Origin of the sequence: Streptomyces sp. 8N706, assembly GCF_052245415.1 — a bacterium.
Classification (GTDB): Bacteria; Actinomycetota; Actinomycetes; order Streptomycetales; family Streptomycetaceae; genus Streptomyces.
The window spans coordinates 109739-122249 of sequence record NZ_JBQQBW010000007.1 but is presented as its reverse complement, the minus strand read 5'-3'; the positions used below and the strand labels follow the sequence as shown (position 1 = coordinate 122249).

Below are 12511 nucleotides of genomic sequence, written 5' to 3'. Positions count from 1 at the left end.
CCCGGTGCCCCGCGGCCCGTAGCGCGCCGGCCACCGCGGCGAAGCGCTCCGGGGGCCAGCACCGGGCCGCGGCGTCCGCGCCCGGGTGCACAACGACGGCTCCGGGGGCGGGAGAAGGACGGTCGGGGCGCGGGATACGCAGGTCGCCGGGGTCGGCGGGCAGGCCGTACCAGGTCAACAGACGGCACCAGCGGTGGCGTTCGTGTTCGTCCTCGCGCCAGGCGGGGCCGGGGATCTCCGGGGTGTCCGGGTGCCCGTAGGCGAACAGCCGGCCGGGGTGCAGGATGTGGAGCAGCCGGTGGCTGGAGGGGCCGTTGCCATGGAGGTCCACCGCGAGGTCGGGCGGCGGCCCGGTCCAGCCGATCCGACCGGGGACGGCGCGGCCCGGCGCGGTGACGGGCAGCAGCACGTCCACGGCCCCGGTGGCCGCGGCGGCCTCCGCCAACCGCGCGGGCGCGGCCAGCAGCAGTTGATGTCCGGGGCAGGCACGCCGCAGGGCGCGCAGCGCGGGTACGGCCGTGAGCAGGTCGCCGAGCCCCAGGGCGCGGAGGACCAGAAGCCTCGGCCCCCTGCTGTCCGTGCCGCGGAGCCTGTCCCCGGGCACGGCACTGCCCGCCCTCATGGCCCCGCCTGCGGTTCGGTGGGCGAAAGCGCGGCCCGGCGGGCGAGTTCGGTCGTGGAGCGGCCGTCGAGATACGGCAGGACGAGGGCCTGCCCGCCCCACTCCCGCAGCGCCGCGGCCTCGGGGAGGGCGTCGACGCGGTAGTCCCCGCCCTTGACCCATACGTCGGGCCGCAGTTGCCGCAGCAGCGCCTCCGGCGTGTCCTCGTCGAATACGGCGACCGCGTCCACACAGCCGAGTCCGGCCAGGACGCGGACGCGGTCGGCGACGGGGGTGATCGGCCGGCCGGGGCCCTTCAGCCGGCGGACCGAGGCATCGGAGTTCACACAGACGATCAGACAGTCGCCGGTGCGGCGGGCGTTCTGCAGGAGGCCCACATGTCCGGCATGGAGCAGGTCGAAGCAGCCCCCGGTGGCGACGACCGTTCCGCCGCGGGCGCGTACGGACTCGGCGAGGGCGTGCGCGTCGCGCGTGGCGTGCGGGCGCCGGTCCCGGTCGGAGTCCTCGTCGGGAGACTCCCACAGGGCGGGGTTGCCCGCGCCGCCCGCGGCGACGAACGCGGCGGCCTCGGCGACGGCCAGCTGTACGGCCTCCTCGGGGAGTCCGCCGTCGGCGAGGGCGGCGGCCGCCGTGGCGGCGAAGCAGTCCCCCGCGCCGCACGGGTCGCCTTGGGCGCGGTGCGGGGCCGGGATGTACATGGGGGCGTCCGTGCCGGCGCGGGTGAGGATCGCGCCCCGCGCGCCGAGGGTGACCGCGACGGCCGCGGCCCGCCAGCGTTCCGCCAACCGGGCCCCGCGGATGCCGTGGGCACGCAGGGAATCGTCCTCGGCCGGTCCGCCACGGCTGCCGGGCGGGGAGGCGGTGGTGCCGGGAGGGGAGCCGGTACCGGACCGGAAGCCATCGGCGTGGGGCCGGGAGCCGGTGGCGGACGGAGAGCCGCCGTCGTCGGTCAGGGGGCCGCTGGTGTCGGACGGGACGAGGCGACGGGCCTCCGCGGCATTGGGCGTGGCCAGCCGTACCCCGGGCACCGGAGGGCCGCCGAGCGGGTGCGGGTCCCAGACGAGGGGAACGCGCCGGGCCGCTTCGGCGAGGTAGGACCGTACGGCGGCGGCCGCTCCCCGCCCGTAGTCGGCGACCAGCACGGCCTGGGCCTCCTGGAGGACGGCGCGCACCGCGGCGCCCGGCCGTCCCGGCGTGCCGCCGCCGCGGTCGATGCGCACCAGCGCCCGGCCGTCGGCGCGTACCCGGGTCTTCACGGGAAGGCTGCCGGAGAGCGGGAGTTCGACCAGCCGGACGCGCGAACCGAGGGCCGTGCGGACGGCCTCGCTGGCCCGGTCCCCGCCCAGAGCGGTGATCAGGACGACCTCACGGCCTCCGGCCGCCGCGAGCGCCGCGGCCAGCCCGGCCCCGACGGGGCGGCTGCGGTCGGCGGTGACGTCCACGACGGGTGCCGGGGCGTCGGGCGCCAGCAGGGTGGCCTCACCGTCGATGTCCTGGTCCAGGAGGGCGTCTCCGACGACGACGAGCGGGCGGCGGGCAGTCATGGACTCCTCCGGTCGGTACGGCGCCGGGCCGCCGCGTCGGGGCCGGCGCGAAGAGGTCGCGGGCTCATGCGATGCCCCACTCCGGCGCGGCCGGCCGGGCGGCGGGTGCCATGGCGGCCGCCCCCTGACCGCGGTGTTCCAGCGCCGCGTCGAAGGCCTCGCACAGCAGATGGAGCGCCACGAGATGCGCCTCCTGGACGGTCGCCGTGCTGCCGGAGGTGATGCACAGGGCCTCGTCCGCGCGGGCGGCCAGGGGGTTGGGGGACGGCCCGGTCATGGCCCAGACGCGGAGACCTGCCGCCCGGCCGGTGTCGGCCGCGCCGAGCAGGTTGGGGCTGCGGCCGGAGGTGGACAGCAGGACGAGGACGTCACCGGGGCGTCCGTGGGCGGCGACCTGCCGGGCGTACAGCTCCTCGAAGCCGTAGTCGTTGCCGATGGCGGTGACGCTGGAGGTGTCCGCGTGCAGGGCGATGGCGGAGTAGGCGGGCCTCTCCTGCCGGTAGCGGCCGACGAGTTCGGCGGTCAGGTGCTGGGCCTGGGCGGCGCTGCCGCCGTTGCCGGCGGCGAGCAGCCGGCCTCCGACCGGGAGTACGGCGGCCAGGTGCCGGCCCCACGCGGTGACCTGGTCCAGGCCGTGCTCACGGAAGCGGCCCAGCGCCTCCTGGAGCAACTGGCAGTGCTCATGTGCTGCGCGGAGAGAGTCGGTCATGACGGTTCAGCCTCCTGGCGTCCGTGGACGGCGGCCTGGGCCCGGGCCTCCTTCGCGTGAGTCGGTGGGCGGATGACGAGTGGGGTGGCCCCGTAGTGCCGGGGGGCGAAGACGGGCCGGGAGCTCGTAGCGTCGGTGGGTCGGAGACGGGCGGGGGTCGTGGTGTCGGTGGGCCGGAGACGGGCGGGGGTCGTGGTGTCGGTGGGCCGGAGACGGGCGGGGGGCTCCCTTCTGTTCGTCGGCCGGTCCGGTGACAGACCGGTGGTGGCTCCTCGGTCACAGCGCTCCGCTGACGCCTGCCGGGCGCTGCGCCAGGACGTCGCGGTAGACGGCTTCGGTGGCCGCCGCCACGCGGTCCCAGCCGTAGCGGGTCAGAACCCGCCGGCGGCCCGCGGCGCCACAGGCCGCCCGCTGTTCAGGGTGGGCGAGCAGGGCCGCGACGGCGTCGGCGAGCGCGGCGGGGTCGCGCGGCGGGACGAGCCGGCCCGTGCCGGGGTCGGCGACGGTGTCCTGCTGGCCGCCGACGGCACTGGCGACCACCGGCGTGCCGCAGCCCATCGCCTCCAACGGCACGATCCCGAAGGGCTCGTAGTCCGCCGGGCACAGGACGACATCGGCGCTGCGCAGCAGTGCCGGGACCTCCTCACAGGACACCCCGCCGGTGAAACGGACCCGGTCGGCCACCCCCAGGTCCCGGGCGAGGGCCCGTAGCCGCCCCACCTCGGGGTCGTCGTCCAGATGCCCGGCGGGCGGCCCTCCGGCGATGAGGAGCTGGGCGTCGGGGAGCAGCGTGAGGGCCGCGATGGAGACGTCCGCGCCCTTACGGGGGACCAGCCGGCCCAGTTGGACCAGCAGGGGCCGCCGGCCGGTGCGGGGGGTGGTCGGGCCGTGCGGGGTGAAGCGCTCGGGGTCGACGCCGCAGGGGACGACGGCGATCCGCGTCGTGGGCAGGCCCATGGCGGCCAGCTCGGCGACTTCGTCCCGGCAGGTCGCGATGATGCGGTCGCATCCCTCGCCGACCTTGGTCTCCCAGGCGATACGGTCGGGAGGGCTGCTGTCGGCGTCCTTCTGGTGGCGCCGCTTGACCGTGCCCAGGGCGTGGTAGGTGTGCGCGAACGGGAGGTCGAGCTCCCGCGCCGCCTGGAGCGTGGCGACACCCGACATCCAGAAGTGCGAGTGCACCAGGTCGGGCGGTGCGCTTCCCCACTCCCGTTCCAGATGGCGGCCGAACTGCGGCATGTACGGCAGGAGTTCGTCCTTGGGTATCGGCCGGGCGGGCCCGGCGGGGACATGCCGTACCTCGACGCCGGGCCGCAGCGGCACACGGGAGGGCAGATCCGGTGCGTCCCGGCGGGTGTAGACGGCGACGCGGTGGCCCCGGTCGGCGAGAGCTCCCGCGAGCTGGGCGACATGGACGTTCTGGCCGCCCGCGTCCACACCGCCGAGGACGGCGAGCGGACTGGCGTGTTCCGAGACGAGCGCGACGGTGAGGGCACCGGCCCGTGGGGTGCGCGTCATCAGGGGATCACCTCCTCCATCAGCCGCTCCCAGTCCTCGAGGAAGCGCTTGAGTCCGTACCGCTCGAGCGCCGCGCGGCGGGCCCGGGCCCCGTCCTCGGCCGCGGCGAGCGGTTCGTGCAGATAGGTCCGGGCGGCGCGGGCCAGGACCTCGGGGCGGGTGGACAGCACCCCGGCGTCCCCGGGCACCGCCTCCACCACTTCGGTCGTGGCGAGGGCGACGACGGGCATGCCCAGGTGCATGGCCTCCAGGAGCGAGAGCCCGAGCGAGGTCCAGCGCACGGGGTGCAGATAGAGACGGCGCCGGGCCATGGCCGTGTGCAGTCCGGCCTGCGGGAGCTCCTCGGTACGGCAGCGTTCGTCGGACAGTCCGAGGTGCCGGGCGAGCCCCTGCGTCCCCATGCCGAAGACGTCGAGCGGGGCCGCCTCGCTGAGGGCGGGCAGCAGGTCGGTGCCGGTGGTACGGCCGCGCCGGACGGGCTCGTTGACGACGACGGCGGCGCGGGGGACGTGGCCGGTGTACTGGTGCCCGGGGTCGACGATGCCGTGCTCGATGACGGCCGTACGCGTGCTGCCGTTGTCCCAGAACAGCCGGTTGAAGTGGGTGACATGCACCAGCACCAGGTCGTCCCGGTCGGCACACGGATGCCGGGTGGCGGGCACGGCCCCGTCGGGGGCGTTGTGCTCCAGGTAGACGGCGGGCACATCGCGGCCGGGCCGGCGGCCGCCGAGCCAGCGCTCGGCGAGCTCGGCCTCGTGCGGCCGCTGAAGGACCACGAGGTCGACGGGCGCGTCCCGCAGTTGGTCCGGGGCGAGTTCGAGGACGGAGGCGGGCCAGGGGAAGGTACGGGCCCGGCCGCGGCCGTCGGGCCCGCGGTCCGGCAGCACGGGCACGAGGTACGTGTGGGGCCCCTGGACGAAGGCCGTCGTCCAGGAGCCGTGTACATGCCAGAGTAGGACGTTCATCCGCTCGCCTCCGAACGGGCGTACCCGCCCGGCTCGTTCACCGGCCGGAGCTCCGTGCGCTGTGCCAGCAGCGCACAGACGGCCTCGATCAGCTCCGCGTCGGTCACCGAGTCCAGGCAGGGGTGCCCGGACACGGGGCAGACACGGGCCCGCGTCCCGGCGCAGGGGGCGTCCTGGTCACCGAGGAGGATGTGCGGGACCCGGTAGGGGGCCCACCGCTCGGCGGGGACGACGGGCGCGAACAGGCAGACCACCGGGGTGCCGACCGCCGCGGCCAGATGGGACGGGCCGGTGTTGCCGGTCACCACGGCCCGCGCTCCGGCCAGCACCCCGGCGAGCTCCAGGAACCCGGTCCGGCCGCCCAGGTCGAGTGCGCAGCCGCCCGCCACGGCGGCCGTGAGCTCCTTCTCCGCGGGCCCGCCGGTGACCACCACGCGATGCCCGGCCTCGTCCAGCGCGGCGACGGCCCGGGCGGCCCTCTCCGTACTCCAGGCGCGGGCGGGGACGGCCGCACCGGGGTGGACGACGAGATAGGGCGCGGTCCCGGTCAGCGGTGTGGTGTCCGGGGGAGGAGTGATGCGCAGGGATCCGTCGTCGCCGGGCGGGAGCGCGAAGCCGGCCGCCTCGGCGAGGTCGAGAGCGGCGCGGGCCTCGTGGCGGTGGGGCGCCCGCCGGTGCCGGAGGTCCAGCAGGGCGCCCGGGTAGTGCTCGCTGTCCGCGCCGGTCCACGGGATCCCGGCGAGTTTGAGCAACAGGGCCGCAGGCAGCGGGCTCTGGTGGAAGGACGTGAGGATCAGAGCACGGTCGAAGCGCCGGGCGGCGAGGGCGTCGAGGAGCGCATCGGTGGCTTCGCGCCGGACCGGAGCCGGTTCGAGGCCCACCCAGGGCGCGTCGTGCACCAGCACCTCGTCCACGCCGGGCAGCAGCCGGGCGGCCTGTTCGCCGAGGGGTCCGCAGAGCACGGCGGTGTACGCGGAGCCGGCCGCCGCGGCGCGCACGGCGGGCCCGGCGAGCAGCACATCGCCCGCGCTGTCGAGCCGTACGACGAGGGTGCGCGCGGTCTGCTGCCTGCGTGGCGTTGTGCGGCGTGTCATCCGATGCCTCCCGTCGGTGCCGGATCCGTCGGTGCCGGATCCGTCGGTGCCGGGTCCGTCGGCGTCCGGTCGGCCGGTGCCCGGTCCTTGAGCGCCCCGCCCTTCGGCGCCCCGCCGGTCCGCGCCGCACCCGCATCTGCCCGGTCCGTCGGAGCCCTGTCCGCCCGAGACCCGTCCGCCGGTGCCCACCGACCCGCGAGCAGCTCCCGTACGGCCGTCAGGAGGTCGGGGGCGCTCTCCTCGGCTGCGGCGATCTCCCGCGCGCGGGTCACCGACGTCGGCACCAGCACACCCCGGGCACCGGCCGCCCGCGCGGCCTCCACATCGGCGCCGATGTCGCCGATGACGGCGGCTCGTCCCGGCTCGACCCCGAGATGGGCGCACGCGGCATGGACCAGTCCGGGGGCGGGCTTACGGCATCCGCAGCCGTCGGCGGGGCCGTGCGGGCACACCACCCAGACGTCGAACGGCCCCAGCAGCGCCTCGACGCGCCGCTGCACCGCTTCGACCTGCTCCCGGGTGAGCAGCCCCCGGGCCACACCCGACTGGTTGCTGACCACTCCGACCGCCAGACCGCGAGCGCGTACGGCCTCGAGAGCGGCGCGCGCACCCGGCATGAGCCGGACGAGCGCGGGATCCCCGTTGTACGGGACGTCCTCCACCAGGGTGCCGTCGCGGTCGAACAGCAGCGCCGCAAGCCCCGAGAGGGCGTGGTGGCCGCCTCGTCCGGACCCCGTCCGTGGCGCCGGTGATCCGCCTCGGCCGAACAGCCATGGCTCCCCCGCCGAGGTGGGTGGTGCTGCTGGGGCGGGAGTGGCGGCCATACGGAGTCGAGTGTCCGGACGAAGCGCAACCAATCGTGACGCTTGCTGACGATACGGCGACGGCCGCGGCGACAGGGCCCCCTCGGCCGCCGCTCCCTCGCTACGCCCGGACACCGGACGTCACCCGCCGCTCGCCGTACCCCGCGCCGGCCACCGAGGGGGGCACGTTGCGGTGCCGTGTCAGCCCCGCCAGCCAGTGGGCCGTGGCCATCGGTGGGATGACGGCGCTGCTCGCCGCCATCGTGGTGATCTCCTCGCGGGTACGCGGACCCGGTCTGATGCGTGCCACGGCGAACTCCGCCGTTCCCGCGAGCCACAGCCCCGCGCAGACCGCCGCCGCCCGCCGCCGCCCGCCCAGGGCGCACAGTGCACCGGCCGCGCCGGCCGCGGTGATCGCGAGGTGGAGCGGCAGCCGGCCGCGCGGGGCCCCGGCCCGGGCCCACCAGTCGCGCCCGTGGATCCGGCTCATGAGGACGTCATCGGCGTTGCCGGCCTGGGTGCGGACAGACACCCAGCGGCTCACGGGCCGCACCGGGTGGCTCGTACGACGGCGCCCCGTGATCAGCGTCCAGCCCGCCGCCTCGACCCGCAGCGCCAGGTCGGCGTCCTCGCGGAAGGCTCGGGGGAAGCGCTCGTCGAACCCTCCGACGGCCTCCAGCGCCGCACGCCGGTAGGCCATGTCCGCGGTGATCCACCGGGCTGTGGCCAGTCCCGCGGTGGTGCGCTCCCAGTCGGTGGCGCGCCGGCCCGGCGGCAGCGGAACGTCGATACGGCCCTGGACACCACCCACGTTCGGTCCGGCCCGGGCCAGGTCGGCCGCGAGATCCGCCGTCCAGAACGGCCCCGGTACGACATCGTCGTCGAGGAAGGCGATCCAGGGCTCCGGAGCGGCTCTCCACCCGGCGTTGCGGGCGGCCGCGGGTCCGGCGGCGCCGCCGCGGACGACCTCGACCAGCGCCCGGAGTGAGGCGGGGATCCCGACGGGAAGCGGGCCGTGGGGCCGGCGCCGGTCGTCGACGAGGACGATCCGCCGGGGGCGGGGCTCCCCCGCCTTTTCCAGGGCCCGCAGGACTCCGCCCAGGCTGGGCCGCCCGAGGGTGGGGACGACCACCGCGTACGGGGGCCCGGCGGAGGTGGCGCGGTCGTTCATCGGACGGCTCCGGCACCGGCGGCCGCGTCCGGCCGGCCCGTGGCGAAGAACGGGCCCCGGCGGACCACGAACGGCCCGATGGCCAGCAGGTCCACCGGAGCGGAGCCGAAACACTCCAGCGCGTCCCGCGGGTCGTCGACCATCGGCCTGCCGGAGGTGTTGAGGCTGGTGTTGACCACCACCGGCAGTCCGGTCAGCCGCTCGAAGCAGCCCAGCATCCTGGCGACCAGCGGCTCGGCGGCCGGGTCGACGGTCTGGATGCGGGCCGTGCCGTCCACATGGACGACGGCCGGGATGCGCTCACGCCACTCGGGCGCCACCTCGTGCACGAACAGCATGTACGGACTGGGCAGCGGGCCGTCGAAGATCTCAGCAGCCCGGTCCGTCGTCACCATCGGCGCGACGGGGCGGAACTGCTCCCGGCCCTTGACGTCGTTGAGCCGCTCGAGATTGCCCGACCGGCCGGGATGCGCCAGCAGGGAGCGGTGCCCCAGCGCCCGGGGCCCGTACTCGGAGCGGCCCTGGAACCAGGCGACGATCGCGTCGTCCGCGAGCGCGCGGGCGACCGTCTCGGCGACGTCGGGGGGCCGCTCGAACGGTACGGCCGCCGTCTTCAGCCACGCCTCCAGCTCGGCGTCGGTCCAGCAGCGCCCCAGGTCGGCACCCGCCATCGGCTCCGTCCTCCCGCCCCCTTCGGCGGCCAGCAGCAGCGCGCCGCCGAGCGCGGTGCCGGCGTCGCCCGCGGCGGGCTGCACCCACACCCGGTCGAACGGGCCGTCGCGGGCGATACGGGAGTTGGCCACGCAGTTGAGAGCCACTCCCCCGGCCATGGTCAGCACGCTGTCGTGGGTCCGCCCGTGCAGCCAGCGCGCCAGGTCCAGCAGGGTCTCCTCCAGACAGGCCTGGGCGCTCGCCGCCAGATCGGCGTGCTCCCGGGACCAGGCCTCGCCGGGCCGCAGCGGAGAGCACAGCTCGTGCCAGGGCACCCCGGTGGCGCGGAAGCCGCCGTCGCCGGTCGGGTGGACGTACCGGCGCAGCTCCTCGAGCATCCGCGGGGAGCCGTAGGAGGCGAGGGCCATCACCTTGTACTCGTCGGAGGAGCGCAGGAAGCCCAGATGCTCGGTGAGTTCCTCGTACACCAGGCCGAGGGAGTGCGGCAGCTCCTGGCCGTACAGCGGCTCCAGACGCCCGCGCACACGACGCGCCGCAAGGTGGGAGGTGGCCTCGCCGCGGCCGTCCAGGACGAGGACCGAGGACGTCTCGGCTCCGGGGGCGGCGAGCGCGCCGGACGCGGCGTGCGCCAGATGGTGGGGGACGAACCGCACGATCTCCGGGTCGAGGCCGGGGAGGGCGGTGCGCAGGAAGCCGGGGGCCTCGCGGGCGTACGTCAGCCGCAGATGGTCCCAGGGATCGTCCAGGCCCATGGCCTCGGCGGGGCGCGCGAGGGCGGGGTCGAAGGAGTACGCGACGGCGTCCAGGTCCTGGGGCCGCAGACCGGCCTGGGTGAGGCACCAGGCGGCTGCCTTCTCGGGCATTTCCCAGGCGGAGAACGGCAGCGGCCGCTTGCCGTGCTTGCGCCGTGAGAAGCGTTCCTCCTCCGCGGCCGCGACGATACGGCCGTCGATGACCAGCGCCGCGGCCGGATCGTGGAAGAGGGCGTTGATGCCGAGGATGCGCATGGACGTTCGCCTTTCGACGGCCGGGGCCGCGGGGGAGGAGCGGTGCGCCGGGGTGTCGGGCAGGGCGGCCGGTCAGTCGGCGGCTGCCCTCTCGCGGTACCAGCGGATGGTCCGGGCCAGGCCCTCGGCCGCGGGGACGAGCGGCTCCCACTGGAGCTTGCCGCGGGCCAGCGTGATGTCGGGGCAGCGCACGGCCGGATCGTCCGTCGGCCGTTCGATGAAGCGGACGGTGGACTCGGAGCCGGTGAGCTCGATGACCGTGCGGGCGAGGTCGAGCATGGTGATCTCGACGGGGTTGCCGATGTTCACCGGGCCGAGCAGATCCGATGCCGCCATGGCGAGGATGCCGCGCACGGTGTCGTCGACATAGGCGAGCGAACGGGTCTGCCGTCCGTCGCCGGTGACGGTGAGGGGCTCGCCGGCGAGGGCCTGGCGGATGAACGTGGGCACGGCCCGTCCGTCGTAGCCGCGCATCCGCGGGCCGTACGTGTTGAACAGCCGCACGATGCCTGCGTCGGTCCCGTTCACCCCCGCCTCCGCCGTCGTGAACGCCTCCCCGAAGCGCTTGGCCTCGTCGTACACGCTGCGCGGGCCCACCGGATTGACGTTGCCCCAGTAGTTCTCGCTCTGCGGGTGCTGCTGGGGGTCGCCGTACGCCTCCGAGGTGGAGGCCAGGATGAACCGGGCCCCGTGGCGGCGGGCGAGGGCCAGCGCGTTCCGAGTGCCGAGGCTGCCGGTCTCCAGGGTGTGCAGCGGCAGCCGCAGATAGTCGGCGGGCGAGGCCGGTGAGGCGAAGTGCAGGACCAGATCGGCCGACCGCTCGACCGCGAACGGCTCGGTGACATCGGCCCGCAGCAGGGTGAACCCGGGGCGGCCGGCCAGATGGGCCACATTGCCGGGCGTGCCGGTGCAGAAGTCGTCCACACAGGTGACGGCGGTGCCCTGGTCGAGCAGCGCGGTGCACAGATGTGAGCCGACAAAACCGGCGCCGCCGGTGACGACGGCGTGCTGGAAGCGGCGGGCGGCTGCTTGGCGCATCGGGTCCTCCCTTCGTGCACCGTCGGATCGCTCAGCCGAAGACGGCCTTCTGGACGTCGTCGGGTCCCTCGAACCGGTCCTGGTCCAGCCCGGCGAGGCGGTCCACGAGCGACTGGCCCGCGCCATTGCGCTTGGCCAGCTCGACCAGGGAGTTCCGGTCGCTGGGGTACTCCGCCCCCTTGAGGGCTTTCTGCAGGTCGATGGGGTTGATGTCGGCCATGGTGTCCTCCGGATCCGGCGTGCGTCCTGGGCGGGGTTGCTCTGCGCTTCGGGTGTTTCTCTGCCTTCGGTTCGAGTGTTTCTCTGCGCTTCCCTGCCGAGGGGCACGGTCGCGCACCTCCTGAGTCACCCTTGCCTCAGGGACCAATCGAAATGATTGTGGCACTTCTTACCCATTGGCCCCACTCGAACGGTGACAGTCCGTGACCAAGTGCGGGCATACGGAAACGGCCGGCCCGGGATGCTGCTCGCACCCGGGCCGGCCGATGATGTCCGGACCTCGGCCCCCTCGACTCCCGCAAGGGCCGTCGCTCGCCTCAGAGCGGGAGGCGCGGCCGGGCCGCGCCTAGCCTCCCGCCGCCCCGGTCACGGCCAGGAGCTCTCACTGCGCGGCACGACGACCAGCTCCGGCACCACGCTGCCCACAGGGACCGACAGGGCGTAGAGCACGGTGTCGGCGACGATGTCCGGGCTCTGGAGCTTCGATGTGTCGGCGTCGGGGAAGCGGTCGAGTACGAAGGGGGTCTCCATCCCGCCCGCCATGATTCCGGTGACCCCGATACCCGGGCAGTCCCGCTGGGCCTCCTTGAAGAGGGTGTGGGTGAACGCGCGGAGCCCGGACTTGCCCGCTGAGTACGGACCGGCCTCCGTCCACGTACGGTTCGAGGCCGTGGACAGGATGTTCACGATGTGCCCCCCGCCGTCGGCGACCATCCGCCGGTAGACCTCCAGGCACAGATACATCGGGCCGAGCAGGTTGGTGGTGATCACCCGGGTGACCTCCTCGGAGGTCAGATGCTCGATCGGCTTGGAGACGTCCACGGCGGCGTTGTTGACCAGCACGTCCAGTGGCTGCCCCCGCTCGTCCCGCTCCAGGAACAGCGCGGCAACGGCGGCGGGGTCTCGTATGTCCAGCTCCGCGACACCGGCCTCATGACCCTCTTCGGTCAGCCCGGCACAGAGTTTCTCCGCCAGGCCGCGGCGTACGTCCGCCACCGTCACGGCCGCGCCCGCGCGGGCGAGCCGTCGGGTGATGGACGCGCCCAACCCCCGCGCACCACCGGTCACGAGGGCATGTCTGCCCCGAAGATCGACTGCTGCGGTACCGCTCATACGGACCTCCAGAGACGTCCGGCCCCGTCAGCGGGG

12 protein-coding genes are annotated in these 12511 nt (G+C 75.1%); all 12 read right to left on the bottom strand.

Features of this window, described 5'->3' with window-relative positions:
- Window positions 1-622, bottom strand: a 622-nt coding sequence (locus ACTWQE_RS05235) for a glycosyltransferase family 9 protein (RefSeq protein WP_443327618.1), incomplete at its 3' end; no start/stop codon positions are given.
- On the bottom strand, window positions 619-2166 hold the full coding sequence (rfaE2, locus tag ACTWQE_RS05230) for a D-glycero-beta-D-manno-heptose 1-phosphate adenylyltransferase (RefSeq protein ID WP_443327617.1): 1548 nt from the start codon (window positions 2164-2166) through the stop codon (window positions 619-621). The genes ACTWQE_RS05235 and rfaE2, both read right to left, overlap by 4 nt.
- Window positions 2167-2230: 64 nt before the next feature.
- A complete protein-coding gene (locus tag ACTWQE_RS05225; protein ID WP_443327616.1) occupies window positions 2231-2875 on the bottom strand; it encodes a D-sedoheptulose-7-phosphate isomerase in 645 nt (214 codons plus the stop codon).
- A 276-nt stretch (window positions 2876-3151) separates the two neighbouring features.
- Window positions 3152-4393, bottom strand: a complete 1242-nt coding sequence (locus ACTWQE_RS05220) for a glycosyltransferase (RefSeq protein ID WP_443327615.1) — start codon at window positions 4391-4393, stop codon at window positions 3152-3154.
- Window positions 4393-5358: a glycosyltransferase gene (locus ACTWQE_RS05215; RefSeq protein WP_443327614.1), complete on the bottom strand. Its 966-nt coding sequence runs from the start codon at window positions 5356-5358 to the stop codon at window positions 4393-4395. The genes ACTWQE_RS05220 and ACTWQE_RS05215 overlap by 1 nt, the downstream gene beginning before the upstream one ends.
- Window positions 5355-6452, bottom strand: coding sequence for a glycosyltransferase family 9 protein (locus tag ACTWQE_RS05210; RefSeq protein ID WP_443327613.1), 1098 nt, complete (start codon window positions 6450-6452; stop codon window positions 5355-5357). Before ACTWQE_RS05210 ends, ACTWQE_RS05215 begins: the two co-directional genes overlap by 4 nt.
- Entirely contained in the window at window positions 6449-7276 is an 828-nt protein-coding gene (locus ACTWQE_RS05205; RefSeq protein ID WP_443327612.1) for a D-glycero-alpha-D-manno-heptose-1,7-bisphosphate 7-phosphatase, read from the bottom strand. Before ACTWQE_RS05205 ends, ACTWQE_RS05210 begins: the two co-directional genes overlap by 4 nt.
- A 100-nt stretch (window positions 7277-7376) precedes the next feature.
- On the bottom strand, window positions 7377-8426 hold the full coding sequence (locus tag ACTWQE_RS05200; protein WP_443327611.1) for a glycosyltransferase family 2 protein: 1050 nt from the start codon (window positions 8424-8426) through the stop codon (window positions 7377-7379).
- Window positions 8423-10105 carry a carbamoyltransferase family protein gene (locus tag ACTWQE_RS05195; RefSeq protein ID WP_443327610.1) on the bottom strand — a complete coding sequence of 561 codons (1683 nt, stop codon included), beginning with the start codon at window positions 10103-10105 and terminating at the stop codon, window positions 8423-8425. The genes ACTWQE_RS05200 and ACTWQE_RS05195 overlap by 4 nt, the downstream gene beginning before the upstream one ends.
- Window positions 10106-10177: 72 nt before the next feature.
- Complete coding sequence (locus ACTWQE_RS05190; protein WP_443327609.1) at window positions 10178-11143, bottom strand: NAD-dependent epimerase/dehydratase family protein; 966 nt, start codon at window positions 11141-11143, stop codon at window positions 10178-10180.
- Window positions 11144-11174: 31 nt separating this feature from the next.
- The gene (locus ACTWQE_RS05185) at window positions 11175-11363 is read right to left on the bottom strand and encodes a DUF2795 domain-containing protein (protein WP_443327608.1); all 189 of its coding nucleotides are present in this window, start codon (window positions 11361-11363) and stop codon (window positions 11175-11177) included.
- Between the two features lie 365 nt (window positions 11364-11728).
- Complete coding sequence (locus ACTWQE_RS05180) at window positions 11729-12475, bottom strand: SDR family oxidoreductase (RefSeq protein ID WP_443327607.1); 747 nt, start codon at window positions 12473-12475, stop codon at window positions 11729-11731.
- Between the last annotated feature and the right edge of the window lie 36 nt (window positions 12476-12511).